The 15,058-nt window shown below is 69.8% G+C and carries 17 protein-coding genes and 1 pseudogene; 12 read left to right on the top strand and 6 right to left on the bottom strand.

The features are described 5' to 3' along the window. Positions 1 to 17: 17 nt before the first annotated feature. The 8 genes from BLU20_RS09345 (at position 18) to BLU20_RS09310 (ending at position 6,835) form a co-directional block, all read left to right on the top strand. Positions 18 to 743 (top strand): helix-turn-helix transcriptional regulator, encoded by a 726-nt coding sequence (locus BLU20_RS09345; protein ID WP_083372352.1) that lies wholly within the window; start codon positions 18 to 20, stop codon positions 741 to 743. 1 nt (position 744) lies between these two features. After that, positions 745 to 2,184: a Fe-S cluster assembly protein SufB gene (gene sufB / locus BLU20_RS09340; RefSeq protein WP_029253265.1), complete on the top strand. Its 1,440-nt coding sequence runs from the start codon at positions 745 to 747 to the stop codon at positions 2,182 to 2,184. Beyond that, on the top strand, positions 2,184 to 3,455 hold the full coding sequence (gene sufD / locus BLU20_RS09335) for a Fe-S cluster assembly protein SufD (protein ID WP_081829748.1): 1,272 nt from the start codon (positions 2,184 to 2,186) through the stop codon (positions 3,453 to 3,455). Before sufB ends, sufD begins: the two co-directional genes overlap by 1 nt. Further along, entirely contained in the window at positions 3,452 to 3,793 is a 342-nt protein-coding gene (locus BLU20_RS09330) for a non-heme iron oxygenase ferredoxin subunit (RefSeq protein WP_029253267.1), read from the top strand. The genes sufD and BLU20_RS09330 overlap by 4 nt, the downstream gene beginning before the upstream one ends. Before the next feature lie 18 nt (positions 3,794 to 3,811). Next, complete coding sequence (sufC, locus tag BLU20_RS09325) at positions 3,812 to 4,576, top strand: Fe-S cluster assembly ATPase SufC (protein WP_029253268.1); 765 nt, start codon at positions 3,812 to 3,814, stop codon at positions 4,574 to 4,576. 66 nt (positions 4,577 to 4,642) lie between these two features. After that, positions 4,643 to 5,968, top strand: a complete 1,326-nt coding sequence (locus BLU20_RS09320) for a SufS family cysteine desulfurase (RefSeq protein ID WP_083372351.1) — start codon at positions 4,643 to 4,645, stop codon at positions 5,966 to 5,968. Positions 5,969 to 6,020: 52 nt separating this feature from the next. Then, on the top strand, positions 6,021 to 6,512 hold the full coding sequence (sufU, locus tag BLU20_RS09315) for a Fe-S cluster assembly sulfur transfer protein SufU (RefSeq protein ID WP_029253270.1): 492 nt from the start codon (positions 6,021 to 6,023) through the stop codon (positions 6,510 to 6,512). After that, positions 6,509 to 6,835 (top strand): metal-sulfur cluster assembly factor, encoded by a 327-nt coding sequence (locus BLU20_RS09310; protein ID WP_029253271.1) that lies wholly within the window; start codon positions 6,509 to 6,511, stop codon positions 6,833 to 6,835. The genes sufU and BLU20_RS09310 overlap by 4 nt, the downstream gene beginning before the upstream one ends. Positions 6,836 to 6,955: 120 nt before the next feature. On the opposite strand, the gene BLU20_RS09305 is transcribed toward BLU20_RS09310, so the two are convergent. Continuing rightward, positions 6,956 to 7,669: a helix-turn-helix transcriptional regulator gene (locus tag BLU20_RS09305; RefSeq protein ID WP_155990701.1), complete on the bottom strand. Its 714-nt coding sequence runs from the start codon at positions 7,667 to 7,669 to the stop codon at positions 6,956 to 6,958. A gap of 160 nt (positions 7,670 to 7,829) precedes the next feature. Here BLU20_RS09305 and abc-f point away from each other — a divergent pair, with 160 nt between their 5' ends. Continuing rightward, positions 7,830 to 9,428 (top strand): ribosomal protection-like ABC-F family protein, encoded by a 1,599-nt coding sequence (gene abc-f, locus BLU20_RS09300; protein WP_029253273.1) that lies wholly within the window; start codon positions 7,830 to 7,832, stop codon positions 9,426 to 9,428. Here abc-f and BLU20_RS09295 read toward each other — a convergent pair. The 3 genes and pseudogenes from BLU20_RS09295 to BLU20_RS14300 all read right to left on the bottom strand — a co-directional run. Beyond that, positions 9,401 to 10,309, bottom strand: a complete 909-nt coding sequence (locus BLU20_RS09295; protein ID WP_083372350.1) for an SURF1 family cytochrome oxidase biogenesis protein — start codon at positions 10,307 to 10,309, stop codon at positions 9,401 to 9,403. The genes abc-f and BLU20_RS09295 overlap by 28 nt on opposite strands. Next, positions 10,306 to 10,545, bottom strand: coding sequence for a hypothetical protein (locus BLU20_RS09290; protein ID WP_029253510.1), 240 nt, complete (start codon positions 10,543 to 10,545; stop codon positions 10,306 to 10,308). The genes BLU20_RS09295 and BLU20_RS09290 overlap by 4 nt, the downstream gene beginning before the upstream one ends. Before the next feature lie 153 nt (positions 10,546 to 10,698). After that, positions 10,699 to 11,028, bottom strand: a pseudogene (locus tag BLU20_RS14300) (DUF3099 domain-containing protein); the annotation flags it as partial. Between the two features lie 26 nt (positions 11,029 to 11,054). Here BLU20_RS14300 and fabG point away from each other — a divergent pair. The 3 genes from fabG (at position 11,055) to BLU20_RS09270 (ending at position 13,150) form a co-directional block, all read left to right on the top strand. Continuing rightward, entirely contained in the window at positions 11,055 to 11,777 is a 723-nt protein-coding gene (gene fabG, locus BLU20_RS09280) for a 3-oxoacyl-ACP reductase FabG (RefSeq protein WP_269457188.1), read from the top strand. Positions 11,778 to 11,847: 70 nt separating this feature from the next. Beyond that, the gene (fabI, locus tag BLU20_RS09275) at positions 11,848 to 12,615 is read left to right on the top strand and encodes an enoyl-ACP reductase FabI (protein WP_029253276.1); all 768 of its coding nucleotides are present in this window, start codon (positions 11,848 to 11,850) and stop codon (positions 12,613 to 12,615) included. A 4-nt stretch (positions 12,616 to 12,619) separates the two neighbouring features. Further along, the gene (locus BLU20_RS09270) at positions 12,620 to 13,150 is read left to right on the top strand and encodes a SixA phosphatase family protein (RefSeq protein ID WP_029253277.1); all 531 of its coding nucleotides are present in this window, start codon (positions 12,620 to 12,622) and stop codon (positions 13,148 to 13,150) included. Here the strand turns inward: BLU20_RS09270 and serB are convergent. Together serB and glgC are read right to left on the bottom strand one after the other, a co-directional pair. Then, complete coding sequence (serB, locus tag BLU20_RS09265; protein WP_083372348.1) at positions 13,131 to 13,787, bottom strand: phosphoserine phosphatase SerB; 657 nt, start codon at positions 13,785 to 13,787, stop codon at positions 13,131 to 13,133. The two genes, BLU20_RS09270 and serB, sit on opposite strands and share 20 nt — an antisense overlap. Before the next feature lie 25 nt (positions 13,788 to 13,812). Continuing rightward, positions 13,813 to 15,051, bottom strand: coding sequence for a glucose-1-phosphate adenylyltransferase (glgC, locus tag BLU20_RS09260; RefSeq protein WP_083372347.1), 1,239 nt, complete (start codon positions 15,049 to 15,051; stop codon positions 13,813 to 13,815). Positions 15,052 to 15,058 lie beyond the last annotated feature (7 nt).

Here is a 15,058-nt window from a genome sequence, read left to right as displayed (position 1 = left end):
TCAGAGGAGGTGGGGTCATGGAGCACGGTGCCACGCGGCAGTTCGACCTCGCCGACACCTCGGACGAGTCGACGCGCGAGCGTGTCCTGCGTCACGTCGTGACCGACGGGCCGGTCGCCGCCGCCACCCTCGCCTCGACGCTGGGTCTGACGCCCGCGGGTGTCCGTCGGCACCTCGGGCTTCTCGAGGCAGACGGCCTCATCGCTCCTCACGTCGTACCCCCGACCGAGGTGCGTCGCGGCCGCCCGGCCCGCCGGTTCGTGGCGACCGAGCACGGACAGTCGTCGCTCACGGGTGCCTACCCCGAGCTGGCAGGCCAGGCACTGCGCTATCTGCGGTCGGCGGGTGGGGACGAGGCCGTCGCCGAGTTCGCCCGGCTACGGCTCGCGGACCTTGCCTCCCGCCGTGCCAAGGACGTCGACGCGGAGACGGTCGCGGACCGCGTCGTCCAGCTCGCCGACGTCCTCAGCGACGAGGGGTACGCCGCGAGCGTGCGTCCCACCGGCGGGTCGATGGCCCTGCAGCTCTGCCAGGGGCACTGCCCCATCCAGCACGTGGCGGCGGAGTTTCCCGAACTGTGCGAGGCGGAGGCCCGGGTCTTCTCGGAGCTCCTCGGCTCGCACGTGCAGCGTCTCGCCACCCTGGCGGGAGGAGCGCACGCCTGTACCACCAACGTCCCAATCCCAGTAGACAGCTTGACGACCAGAACGACCCACACCGTCCCCGGAACGCGGAAGGACTGACATGAGCGCTCCCACGCAGGACAACCTGACACCGCAGTCGGACGAGGAGATCATCGCCTCGATCGGCTCGTACGAATACGGTTGGCACGACAGCGACTCCGCCGGCGCCACGGCGCAGCGCGGTCTCAGCGAAGCCGTCGTGCGCAACATCTCGGCGCTGAAGAACGAGCCCGAGTGGATGCTGAAGCGTCGACTCAAGGCCCTCAGCCTGTTCGAGAAGAAGCCGATGCCGAACTGGGGTTCCGACCTCTCCGGGATCCACTTCGACAACATCAAGTACTTCGTCCGCTCGACCGAGAAGCAGGCGACTAGCTGGGAAGAGCTTCCCGAGGACATCAAGGCGACGTACGACCGCCTCGGTATCCCGGAGGCCGAGAAGCAGCGTCTGGTCGCCGGTGTCGCGGCACAGTACGAGTCCGAGGTCGTCTACCACCAGATCCGTGAGGACCTGGAGGAGCAGGGCGTCATCTTCGTCGACACGGACACTGGCCTGCGCGAGTACCCCGAGCTCTTCGAGGAGTACTTCGGGACGGTCATCCCCAGCGGTGACAACAAGTTCGCCGCGCTCAACACGTCGGTGTGGTCGGGCGGGTCGTTCGTCTACGTCCCGCCGGGCGTGCACGTCGAGATCCCGCTCCAGGCCTACTTCCGGATCAACACCGAGAACATGGGTCAGTTCGAGCGGACGCTGATCATCGCGGACGAGGGCTCGTACGTCCACTACGTCGAGGGCTGCACGGCGCCGATCTACTCGAGCGACTCCCTGCACTCCGCCGTCGTCGAGATCGTCGTCAAGAAGAACGCGCGGGTCCGGTACACGACCATCCAGAACTGGTCGAACAACGTCTACAACCTCGTGACCAAGCGTGCGACGGCCGCCGAGGGCGCGACGATGGAGTGGGTCGACGGCAACATCGGCTCCAAGGTCACCATGAAGTACCCGGCGATCTACCTCCTCGGCGAGCACGCCCGTGGCGAGACGCTGTCGATCGCGTTCGCGGGCGAGGGCCAGCACCAGGACGCCGGGGCCAAGATGGTCCACGCTGCACCGCACACCTCCAGCTCGATCGTCTCGAAGTCGGTGGCGCGCGGTGGTGGGCGGACGTCCTACCGCGGTCTCGTCCAGGTCCTCGAGGGTGCTGAGCACTCCGCGTCGACCGTGCTCTGCGACGCGCTGCTCGTCGACCAGATCTCTCGCTCCGACACGTACCCGTACGTCGACGTGCGCGAGGACGACGTCTCGATGGGGCACGAGGCGACGGTCTCCCGCGTCAGCGAGGACCAGCTGTTCTACCTGATGTCCCGAGGCATGCCCGAGACCGAGGCGATGGCCATGATCGTGCGCGGGTTCGTCGAGCCCATCGCGCGCGAGCTCCCCATGGAGTACGCCCTCGAGCTGAACCGCCTCATCGAGCTCCAGATGGAAGGGTCCGTCGGCTGATGACTACCGCCAGCACTGATCTGAACACGCCCACCGCCGACGAGGCCGCCGCGTTCGGCGGCGAGCCTGCCGGCCTGAGCACCGACCACTCGCGTGCTGCCGTCGACGGCGCGCACACCCACGGGAACGGCAGCTCGCCGCAGGGTTCGCGTGCCGAGCGCCTGACGTCGTTCGACCTCGCCGACATCCCCGTCCCGTCGGGCCGCGAGGAGGAGTGGCGGTTCTCGCCCGTCGCCCGTCTCATGCCGCTGTTCGACGGCGACCTCTCCGGCGCAGGCGTCATCACCACCGTCGTCGAGGCCCCTGAGGTTCAGGTCGAGATCGTCGGTCGCGACGACAAGCGCCTGGGTACCGCGGGACGCCCTGGCGACCGCGCTGCGGTCGTCGCGTGGAACGCCGCGACGCAGGCCACGGTCGTGACCGTCCCCGCGGGTGTCACGGCGAGCGACGTCACCTCGATCCGCATCGAGGGCACGTCGAACGACGCGACGGCGGCGCACCTGGTGGTGCACGCGGAGGAGAACAGCTCCGCCGTCGTCGTCCTCGACCACGTCGGCAGCGCGACGCTGACCGAGACGGTCGAGATCGTCGTCGACGAGGGTGCGAACCTGACCGTGGTCTCCGTGCAGGACTGGGCCGAGGGTGCGGTGCACGCCAGCTCGCACCGGTCGCGGATCGGCAAGGACGCCCACCTCAAGCACGTCGTCGTCACGTTCGGCGGCGACGTCGTCCGTGTGACCCCCGACGCCGAGTTCACGGCCGAGGGCGGCGACGTCGAGATGGTCGGGCTCTACTTCGCGGACACCGACCAGCACCAGGAGCACCGCCTCTTCGTCGACCACGCGGTCCCCGCGTGCAAGTCGCGCGTGACCTACAAGGGCGCGCTGCAGGGCGAGGGTGCGCACGCGGTCTGGATCGGCGACGTGCTGATCCGTGCCGAGGCGTCCGCCACCGACACGTACGAGCTCAACCGGAACCTGGTCCTCAGCGACGGTGCACGCGCCGACTCGGTCCCGAACCTCGAGATCGAGACGGGCGAGATCGAGGGGGCCGGGCACGCCTCGGCCACCGGTCGCTTCGACGACGAGCAGCTCTTCTACCTGCAGGCTCGCGGGATCCCCGAGATCGACGCGCGTCGTCTCGTCGTGCGCGGGTTCTTCGCCGAGCTCATCCAGGACATCGGGGTGCCCGAGGTCGAGGAGCGGCTGCTCGCGTCGATCGAGGACGAGCTGGCGAAGTCGATGAGCGTGATCGAAGGACCGCGCGCATGACCGCGGAGCTGGTCTGCCACACCGGTGACCTTGCTCCCGAGGAGGTCATGAAGGTCGAGGTCGAGGGTGCCGCAGGAACCGTCGAGGTGGCGGTCGCCCGCGACTCCGACGGTACCTGGCACGCGATCGACGACATCTGCACGCACGGGGCGGTCTCGCTGTCGGACGGCGAGGTCGAGGGCTGCCTCGTCGAGTGCTGGTTGCACGGCTCGCAGTTCGACCTCCGCACCGGACAGCCACGCCAGCTCCCCGCGACCAGGCCGGTCGCCGTATATCAACTGACGATCGACGGCGACCGGGTCCTCGTCGACGTCGACCAGACCGTCACCACCCACTGAACTTTCTGGAGTAAACGTATGTCCACGCTAGAGATCCGCGACCTGCACGTCAGCGTCGAGACCAAGGAGGGCCCGAAGCCCATCCTGCGCGGGGTCGACCTGACCCTGGAGTCCGGCAAGACCCACGCCATCATGGGGCCGAACGGCTCGGGCAAGTCCACGCTCGCCTACTCGCTCGCGGGCCACCCGAAGTACCAGATCACGCAGGGAACCGTCACGCTCGACGGCGAGGACCTGCTCGAGATGAGCGTCGACGAGCGCGCCCGCGCGGGCCTGTTCCTCGCGATGCAGTACCCCGTCGAGGTTCCGGGCGTCAGCGTCTCGAACTTCCTCCGCACCGCGAAGACCGCGATCGACGGCGACGCCCCGGCCCTGCGTCACTGGGTCAAGGACGTCAAGGTCGCCATGGAGAACCTGCGCATGGACAAGGCCTTCGCCGAGCGTTCCGTGAACGAGGGCTTCTCCGGCGGCGAGAAGAAGCGCCACGAGATCCTGCAGATGGAGCTCCTCAAGCCGAAGTTCGCCGTCCTGGACGAGACCGACTCCGGCCTTGACGTCGACGCGCTGCGCGTCGTCTCCGAGGGCGTCAACCGCGTCAAGGAGAACACCGACGCCGGGTTCCTGCTCATCACGCACTACACGCGCATCCTGCGCTACATCACGCCCGACTTCGTGCACGTGTTCGTCGACGGACGTATCGCCGAGGAGGGCGGCCCGGAGCTGGCCGACCGCCTCGAGGCCGAGGGCTACGACCGCTACCTCACGGGTGCGGCTTCCGCGTAGCTCGCGGGTGCCGGCCCGGGCCGCCGCCCGGGCCGGCACCTCCCGGATCGACCGAGGAGGACCACGATGACGACGACCGTCGGAACATCGCATCTCGACCACTGCCCGACGTACGGTGCGCTCTCGGCGCGTGAGCTGGCCGCCGTCCGGGCGGACTTCCCGCTCCTGGAGCGGACGGTGCGGCAGGGTCGTCCGCTCGTCTACCTCGACTCCGCGGCGACGTCGCAGAAGCCGACGGCCGTCCTCGACGCCGAGCAGGACTTCTACGAGCGTCGGAACGCCGCGGTGCATCGCGGGGCCCACCAGCTCGCGGAGGAGGCGACGGAGGCGTTCGAGGGCGCTCGGGCGGAGGTCGCCCGCTTCGTCGGTGCCGACGTGGGTGAGATCGTCTGGACCTCCGGGGCGACGGCCGCCATCAACCTCGTGGCCTATGCGCTGTCGAACGCGACGCTCGGGCGGGGTGGGGCGGCCGCGCAGCGGTTCGCCCTGGCACCCGGGGACGAGATCGTCATCACCGAGGCGGAGCATCACGCCAACATCGTCCCGTGGCAGGAGCTGGCGGCCCGGACCGGCGCGACGGTGACCTACCTCCCGGTCGACGACGAGGGTCGGATCGACACGAGCGTCGTCGACCGGGTGATCACCGAGCGCGCCCGGGTCGTCGCGTTCACCCACGCGTCGAACGTGACCGGTGCGATCACCGACGTGGCGCCGATCGTCCGACGTGCTCGCGAGGTCGGGGCCCTCACGGTTCTCGACGCGTGCCAGAGCGTGCCGCACCTGCCGGTCGACCTCCACGAGCTCGGGGTCGACTTCGCGGCCTTCTCGGGCCACAAGATGATGGGCCCGACCGGAGTCGGCGTGCTCTACGGTCGCCGTGAGCTGTTGGAGGCGCTGCCCCCGGTGACCACCGGTGGGTCGATGATCGAGGTCGTCACGATGACGGAGTCGACCTACATGGCACCGCCGCAGCGCTTCGAGGCCGGCACGCAGATGGTCGCGCAGGCCGTCGCGCTCGGTGCCGCGGCGCAGTACCTCGGCGAGCTGGGGATGGACGCGATCGCCGCGCACGAGCGCGAGATGGCGGCCGAGCTGCTGAAGATCGCCGACCTTCCGGGCATCAGGGTCGTCGGCCCGACCGACCCGGAGAACCGTCTCGCGGTGGTCTCCTTCGTGGTCGAGGGCGTGCACGCGCACGACGTCGGCCAGATCCTCGACGACGCAGGGATCGCCGTCCGCGTGGGGCATCACTGCGCGCAGCCCCTGCACCGGCGGTTCGGCATCGTCTCGACCGCTCGGGCGTCCGCCGCGGTCTACACCTCGGCGCAGGACGTCGCGGCGTTCCGGGAATCTCTTGCCGGGGTCCGCACGTTCTTCGGTGTGAACGACTGATGTCGTCCGCCGCCCACGCACGACGACCACGACCGACAGGAGCGCTGCACGGATGAGTTCGCTCGAGCAGATGTACCAGCAGGTCATTCTCGACCATGCCAAGGTGCTGCACGGCAAGGGGCTCGTGGAGCCCGCCGACGGTCACGTCGTCGGAGAGTCGCACCAGGTCAACACCACGTGTGGAGACGACGTCACGTTGCGCGTCGAGATCGACGAGTCGGACCCGGAGAACCCGGTCGTCGCCCGGCTGAGCTGGGAAGGACAGGGGTGCAGCATCTCGCAGGCCTCGATCTCGGTGCTGCACGACCTGGTGGCGGGGGAGTCCGTCGACGCCGGTGAACGTGCCGGTGAGGTGTTCCGCGAGCTGATGTCCTCGCGCGGCAAGGGTCTCGACGACGACTCGGAGGACCTTCTTGGTGACGCGACGGCCTTCACCGGCGTGTCGCTGTACCCCGCTCGTATCAAGTGCGCGCTGCTCGGCTGGGCGGCGTTGCGTGACTCTCTGGTCACCTCAGGAGTCCTGACGAACAAGGAGCAAGCATGAGCACGACACCAACGCCGACCACGGCGGCTGACGTCGAGGAGGCGCTGCGCGACGTCATCGACCCCGAGCTCGGCATCAACGTCGTCGACCTGGGCCTGATCTACGGCGTCCAGGTCGACCAGAACAACCACGCCGTGGTCGACATGACACTCACGTCGGCGGCATGCCCGTTGACCGACGTGATCGAGGACCAGTCCGCCCAGGCCCTCGAAGGAATCGTCGACGGGTTCCGCGTCAACTGGGTCTGGATGCCGCCGTGGGGCCCGGAGAAGATCACGGACGACGGCAAGGAGCAGCTGCGAGCCCTCGGGTTCAACGTCTGACCGCCGCTCCGGTGCACAGAGCCCCACCCCGTCGCGATCGACGGGATGGGGCTCTGTGCATCGGTGGGCTCGCGACCGTCTGGTCGGGAGACGGTCCGGCTCGTGGTCGTGGGACCGACGTCAGCGGGGGGACTGAGCGTCGTCGGCGGCCGTCGCGCGCGTCTCGACGTCGAGAAGGCAGAGGTCCGGTGCCACGAAGGGCTCCAGCCGCGTCGCGGCGACATGCCCCGGTGCATGGTCGAGGAGTCCCTGGGCCAGGCCCAGATGGAACGCGCAGACCACGTCCGGGCGCTGCTGTGCTAGATCGAGGAACGGGCAGCGGCGCAGTGAGATCCGACGGGGCTCGTCGTCGGTCGTCTCGGGTGCGAAGCCAAGGTCCTCGAGGTGTCCCAGCAGGTGTCGGACCGCTGACGTGCCTGGCTGTACCGGGGTCGGGTCGAGAGTCTCGGCTACCGCCAGACCGGCCCGCCGGGCGGCGTCCGCGGGGTCGGGCTCGTCCGTGCCGAACCCGTCGAGGAGGACCCGCGTCAGCGCCGTGCGAACGGCCTGGTCGGCGTGCCCACGCGCCTCGGCCGTCTGGTCCTGGTCGGGCCGGGGGCGGGAACGGTAAAGCCTCCGGGGACGGCCTCGAACGGCACGCGGCTCGGGCTCGCTCGTGACGAGTCCGGCGCGTGCGAGGACGGACAGGTGTTCCCGGACCGTGTTCGGGTGCTGGTCCGTCGCCGCCGCGAGGTCGTCGACCGTGGTGCCGTCCCGGCCGTCGAGAAGGTCGAGCAGGGCGACGCGGCGCTCGGAGGCGAGCGCGCGCCGGACCGCCATCTCGCCGTCTCTCACGGCACGAGACTATCAACGGGCTCCGGCCGGACCCGCTGCAGCGTGTGATCGGTCACGACGGGCCCGGGCCGAGCCGGCAGAGACTAGACTGCTTTCGTTTGTGCCTCGTTCGTCCCTTGACCTGTTCCGAGGCCACCACCACTTCAGGAGGACCCGCTTCGTGATTAATGCCCAGGGTGTCGAGCTGCGCATCGGTGCACGCGTGCTGCTCGAGAGCGCGACCTTTCGCATCGCCCCGGGAGACCGGATCGGACTCGTGGGGCGCAACGGTGCCGGCAAGACGACGCTGACCAAGACGCTCGCGGGGGAGACCCTGCCCAGCGCCGGGAAGATCGTCCGTGGCAACGAGATCGGCTATCTTCCCCAGGACCCGCGGACCGGCGACCTCGAGGTCGTCGCGATGGACCGCGTCCTGTCTGCGCGCGGGCTCGACGAGATCGTGCGCAACATGCGTGAGACCGAGGGCGCGATGGCGAGCGCCGACGTCGCGACCCACGAGGCGGCGATGGAGCGGTACCCCAAGCTGGAGGCGCGGTTCGTCGCCGCCGGAGGGTACTCGGCGGAGAGCGAGGCGGAGACGATCACGTCGAACCTCGGCCTCGACGACCGGATCCTCGCCCAGACGCTCGGCACGCTCTCCGGAGGTCAGCGTCGTCGGATCGAGCTGGCGCGCATCCTCTTCTCGGGCGTCGACACGCTCCTGCTGGACGAGCCGACGAACCACCTCGACGCCGACTCGATCGTGTGGCTGCGGGAGTACCTGCGCAACTACTCGGGCGGGCTCATCATCATCAGCCACGACAACGACCTGCTGCGCGCCGTCGTGAACAAGGTCTTTCACCTGGACGCCAACCGGGGCGAGCTCGACCAGTACAACATGGGCTGGGACAAGTACCTCGAGCAGCGCGAGACCGACGAGCGTCGTCGTCGACGCGAGCGTCAGAACGCGGAGAAGAAGGCGAGCACCCTGCTCGCGCAGGCCGAGAAGATGCGGGCGAAGGCGACCAAGGCCGTCGCCGCGCAGAACATGATCAAGCGCGCCGAGCGCATGATGTCCGGCCTCGAGGGCGAGCGCGTGAGCGACAAGGTCGCGCACCTGCGCTTCCCGAAGCCGTCACCGTGCGGAAAGACGCCCCTGACGGCGACCGGGTTGTCGAAGGCGTACGGCTCGCAGGAGGTGTTCACCGGTGTGGACCTCGCGATCGACCGCGGCAGCCGTGTCGTCATCCTCGGTTTCAACGGTGCCGGGAAGACCACGCTCCTGCGCATCCTCGGCGGGGTCGACCAGCCGGACACGGGGCAGGTGCACCCGGGTCACGGGCTCAAGATCGGCTACTACGCCCAGGAGCACGAGACGCTCGACATGAACCTGACGGTGCTCGAGAACATGAAGCACTCGGCACCGGAGCTCGGCGAGACCGAGGTGCGCAAGGTGCTGGGGTCGTTCCTCTTCTCCGGCGACGACGCGGAGAAGCCGACCCGGGTGCTCTCCGGGGGCGAGAAGACACGGCTCGCGCTCGCGACCCTCGTCGTGTCCTCGGCGAACGTGCTGCTCCTGGACGAGCCGACCAACAACCTCGACCCCGCCTCCCGTGCCGAGATCCTCGGTGCCCTCTCGACGTACGAGGGAGCCGTGGTGATGGTCACGCACGACGACGGTGCTGTGGCCGCGCTCGCGCCGGAACGTGTGCTCCTGCTCCCGGACGGGGACGAGGACCTGTGGAACGACTCCTACGCCGAGCTGGTGTCCCTGGCCTGAGGCGGGCTGCCGGCGCCGACGGCGGAGTCGATCTCGGCGTCCTCGTCGTCCTCGTCCCGGCGCCGACGCTCGCGCGGTGCGACAGTGACCGACTCGCCGTCGGTCGTGAGGTTGCCCGCGACGATCGACGGCCCGCGCTCGCGGCGGACCAGGACAATAAAACCGCCCACCGCGCCGACGGCGAAGATGATCCACTGGACCGTGTACGAGAGGTGGGAACCCGGGTCCGTGTCCGGCTCGGGCACCGGGACGAGCGCCGTCTGCGGCGCGGGGTCCTCTGACACGAGCGCCACGTAGGCGCCCGTCGTCCGTCCGTCGGCCCAGTCGCCACCGTCGGCGCCCTCGGACAGGACCTGGTCCGTCGAGATCGCCTGCACCTGGTGGTCGGGCGCCTGCCGGTCGGAGGCGGGCTCGTCCTCGCGCAGGTGACCCGTGACCTCGACCGTTCCCTCGGGCGGGTCCGGGATCGCGGCCGCGGACATCGAGTCCTCGCCCCAGGTGACGAAGCCCCGGTCCACCACGAGGACGGTTCCGCTCGCCGACCCCTCGGTGACCTCGAACGGGACGAGCACGTGGAACCCGGGCGTCCCGCCGACCGGGCGGTTCCGCAGGAGGACCGTCTGATCGGGGTCGTAAGTCCCGGTCATGGTGACCTGGCGCCACACGTCGGCCTCGTCCAGCTCGTCACCGGGGCCGGTCACGACCTCCTCGAGCGGCACAGGCTCCGACTCGTAGTTCGACTCGACGACGGCGATCGCCTCTTCACGGACGTGGTACCGGTGCCACTGCCACCGAGCGGCCAGCAGGCACACGACGGTCAGCAGGACGACGGCGACGGCCAGGGTGGCCCACTCGCGTGGCGTCCGGTGCGCGTCCGTCACAGATCGTCCTCGTGCTCCAGCTCGGCGACCGGAACCGTGGAACGCAGGAAGTCGCGCGCGCCCAGGAACGTCTCCAGGTGCTCACGGTGCGCGTCGCACGCGAGCCAGACCTTGCGGCGTTCCGGGGTGTGAAGCTTCGGGTTGTTCCAGAGAAGTCCCCAGCGCGCCTCGTCGCGGCAGCCCTTGCCGCTGCAGATCAGCTCACCGGAGACGGTGTCGGCCGCGGGGGTGCTCATGAAAAACTCCGTGTCGTCGGGGGGTGGCGCGGGGTGCGTGGTCTGACCCGGGTCGGTGGTCCGGTCCGGGGGCGTGGGCGGCAGGGGCGACGGTGCAGAGCCCAGCTGGCCGTAGGGCACGGGATCGATCCGCCGCTCTGTGTGGTCACGCCCGGCGTTGACGAAGAGCACGGCGATGTACGGCAGGACGACGGCCCCGGCCGCGAGGACCCAACGGACCCAGTGGTCGATGAAGACGGCGCCGAAGAAGCAGGCCGTGCGGATCGTCATCTGGATCATGTAGACGCGGAAGCGTCGAGCCTGGTCGTCGGACAGCGGATCCAGCGCCGAGGTGACGCCTTGCACGGCGTCCCCCGTGCGGTGTTTCTTCACCACGTCAGTGTAGGCCGTTGTGGGAACCCGACAAAGAGCCAGGGTGCGCTTGGGCGCTGTGTCCGGCCGCCGAAGCGGGGTCCGGACGGTAGCGTCGACCGAGCAGCGCATCGAAGCCCCGACGAATGAGGAGTCCCGTGGATCAGGCAGCACAAGAGCCCCGCACCGTGGTGGTGACGGGGGCCGCGCGTGGGATCGGCCGTGCGATCGCCGAACGGTTCGTGGCCGCCGGCGACCGGGTCGCGACGATCTACCGCGGGGGAGACCTGCCCGACGGCGTGTTCGGGGCGGTGGCGGACGTCACGGACACCGACGCCGTGAACGCGGCGTTCTCGCAGATCGAGGCGGAGCTCGGGCCGGTCGAGGTGCTCGTCGCCAACGCGGGTGTCACCAAGGACCAGCTGCTGATGCGGATGACGGACGAGGAGTTCGAGTCCGTCGTCGACGTGAACCTCACCGGGACGTTCCGCTGTGTTCGCCGGGCGGCCAAGGGAATGATCCGGCAGCGACGCGGGCGGATCGTCCTCGTCTCCTCGGTCGTCGGGCTCTACGGCGGGCCTGGCCAGGTCAACTACGCGTCGTCGAAGGCCGCACTGGTCGGGATGGCGCGGTCGATCACGCGCGAGCTCGGTGCCCGCGGCATCACGGCCAACGTCGTCGCCCCGGGATTCATCGAGACGGCGATGACCGCGGAGCTGCCCGAGGAGCGACAGAAGCAGTACCGTGCCACGATTCCCGCCGGCCGGTTCGCCCAGTCCGACGAGGTCGCGGGTGTCGTGCAGTTCCTCGCGTCCGACGACGCGGCCTACATCAGCGGCGCGGTCATCCCCGTCGACGGCGGCCTCGGCATGGGGCACTGACCCCTCCCTCACCACTCCTGGGACCCGATCGTCCCGTTCCCACACCCCACACCTTTGGAAAGGACCCACCATGGGCCTCCTCGACGGCAAGAAGATCCTCGTCACCGGCGTGCTGACCGACGCCTCGATCGCGTTCCACGTCGCACGGCTCGCCCAGGAGGAGGGAGCACAGGTCGTGCTCACCTCCTTCGGGCGCCAGTTCCGCCTCACCCAGGCGATCGCACGTCGGCTTCCGCAGGAGGCTCCCGTCGTCCAGCTCGACGTCACCGACGACGAGGACCTCGCGGCGCTCGCGGACCGCGTCCGGGAGCACGTCGACTCCCTCGACGGCGTGGTCCACTCGATCGGGTTCGCACCCCAGAGCGTGATGGGCGGCAACTTCCTGTCGGGCGAGTGGGCCGACGTCTCCACCGCCCTCGAGGTATCGGCGTTCTCGCTGAAGTCGCTCGCGGTGGCGGCGAAGCCGCTCCTCAGCTCGGGCGGCTCCATCGTGGGACTGACGTTCGACGCGAGCTTCGCGTGGCCCGTCTACGACTGGATGGGTGTGGCGAAGGCCGCGTTCGAGTCGACCAGCCGCTACCTCGCACGTGACCTGGGTGCGGACGGGATCCGCAGCAACCTCGTCTCCGCCGGCCCGATCCGGACGACGGCCGCGAAGTCGATCCCGGGTTTCGCGTCCATGGAGGACGGCTGGCCGGAGCGCGCGCCCCTCGGCTGGGACCAGACCGACCCGGAGCCGACGGCGCGAGCGGTCGCCGCGCTGCTGTCCGACTGGTTCCCCGCGACGACGGGCGAGATCGTCCACGTCGACGGCGGTGTGCACGCTATGGGACTCTGATGCCATGACAGCATCTGGGACGAGCCCTCTGCACCGCCTGGTGCTCCTGCGCCATGCCAAGGCGGAACCCGCGGGCAACGGCGACGACGTCCTGCGTCCGCTCGCCCTCAACGGGCGCAAGCATGCGGGCCGGGTCGGCGAGGCGCTGGCCGCGGCAGGGCTCGTCCCCGACCTGGTCCTGTGCTCGTCCGCACTGCGAACGCGCCAGACGTGGGAGCTCGCAGCGTCTCGCCTCCCCACCACCGTCCCCGTGGACGTGCACGACTCGCTCTACGCGGCGAGCGTCAACGACCTGCTCGACGTCCTGCAGACGGTCGACGCCCGCGTCCGGACGCTGCTGGTCGTGGGGCACGAGCCGACGATGGCTGCGACCGCAGAGCGGCTCGGGGGTCCAGGTTCCCTGGACGGCGCGGTCGCTCAGGTGCGCGTCGGGGTCCCGACCGCCACCTACAGCGTGCTGGAGTCCGCCGAGCCGTGGGCCGCGTGGGAACCACGCTCGGCGCGACTCGTCGAGGTCACGCGCCCTCCGCGCTGACGAAGCCGCGGTCCCGCTCGGCGACGACCCTGTCGATCAGCGGCAGGACGGCGTCGAGTCGTGGTCCGTCGACGGCGTACGGCGCCTGCTCGCGGACGACCGGCTTCGCCGCGAACGCGATGCCGATACCGGCCGCGGCGATCATGTCGAGGTCGTTCGCGCCGTCGCCGATCGCGATGGTGTGGTCGGGCGTGATTCCCTCCTGTGCGGCGTAGGCGGCGAGTGCGGTGGCCTTGGCCGCCCGGTCGACGACCGGCCCGGTCGTGCGACCCGTCAGCACACCCTCGTCGATCTCCAGCCCGTTGGCCCGGTACCGGGTGATGCCGAGCTCTGACGCGAGCCCTTCGACGATCGCGGTGAACCCTCCGGAGACGAGAGCGACGACCCATCCTCGGCGGTGCGCCTCGGCGACGAGCTCTCGGGCCCCCGGCGTGAACGTCGCGCGTCGGCGGACGTCGTCGAGCGCGTCGGCCGGTACGCCGCGGAGGGTCGCGACCCGCTCGCGGAGCGAGGCGGCGAAGTCGAGCTCGCCGCGCATCGCCCGTTCGGTGACCTCCGCCACCTCGGCACGGGTTCCCGCATGGTCGGCGAGGAGCTCGATGACCTCCTCGGTGATGAGCGTGGAGTCGACGTCCATCACGAGCAGGTAGGGGGCGGTGGGATCAGTCAACGAGGGTTCCCTTCGGGACGACGGTGAGGCCGGACTCGGTCACGTGGAAGCCGCGGGCGCGGTCCTCCTCGGGGTTGAGACCGACGCGGGCGCGCTCCGCGACGACGACCCCCTTGTCGAGGATCGCACGGTGGACCTGGGCGTGACGCTGGATCTCGACCCCGTCCATCAGCACGCTGTCCGAGACGGTGGCCCAGGAGTGGACGTAGACCCCGGGGGAGAGCACCGATCCCGACACCGTCCCGCCGGAGACGATCACGCCCGGCGAGACCAGGGAGTCGGCGGCGTGCCCCGTCCGCCCCTCGGCGGCGTGGACGAACTTCGCCGGCGGGAGGCCGGTGTTGCCCGTGAACAGCGGCCACTGCTGGTTGTACAGGTTGAAGACCGGCGTGATCGAGATCAGGTCCTTGTGGGCGTCGTAGAACGCGTCGATGCTCCCGACGTCGCGCCAGTAGTCCCGGTCCCGGTCGGTAGAGCCGGGCACGTCGTTGCGGATGAAGTCGTAGACACCTGCGGTTCCGCGCTCGACGAAGGCGGGCACGATGTCACCGCCCATGTCGTGACGGGACGTGGGACTCGCGGCGTCCTGCGTGACGGCCTCGACGAGGGCGTCGGCGTTCATCACGTAGTTGCCCATCGACGCGAGAACCTCGCCGGGTGAGTCCGCCAGGCCCTCCGGGTCGGTCGGCTTCTCCAGGAACGCCCGGATCTTGGTGGGGTCCTCGGGGTCGGTGTCGATCACGCCGAACTGGTCGGCCATCCCGATCGGCTGGCGGATTCCCGCCACCGTGATCTCCGCGCCCGACTCGATGTGGGCGTCGACCATCTGGGAGAAGTCCATCCGGTACACGTGGTCGGCCCCGACCACGACCACGATGTCGGGCTTCTCGTCCTCGATGATGTTCAGGCACTGGTAGATCGCGTCGGCGCTGCCGAGGTACCAGTGCTTGCCCACCCGCTGCTGTGCGGGGACGGGGGCGACGTAGTTGCCCAGGAGCGGGGACATGCGCCACGTCCGGGCGATGTGCCGGTCGAGGCTGTGGGACTTGTACTGGGTCAGCACGACGACGTGCAGATAGCCCGAGTTGACCAGGTTCGACAGGGCGAAGTCGACGAGCCGGTACAGGCCGCCGAACGGGACGGCCGGCTTGGCGCGGGCCTGGGTGAGCGGCATCAGCCGCTTGCCCTCGCCACCGGCGAGGACGATCGCGAGAACTCGTGGCGTAGGCATGGCTCGA

Source organism: Paraoerskovia marina, from assembly GCF_900105445.1.
GTDB classification, from domain to species: domain Bacteria; phylum Actinomycetota; class Actinomycetes; order Actinomycetales; family Cellulomonadaceae; genus Paraoerskovia; species Paraoerskovia marina.
This window is presented reverse-complemented; position numbering and strand designations above follow the sequence as displayed.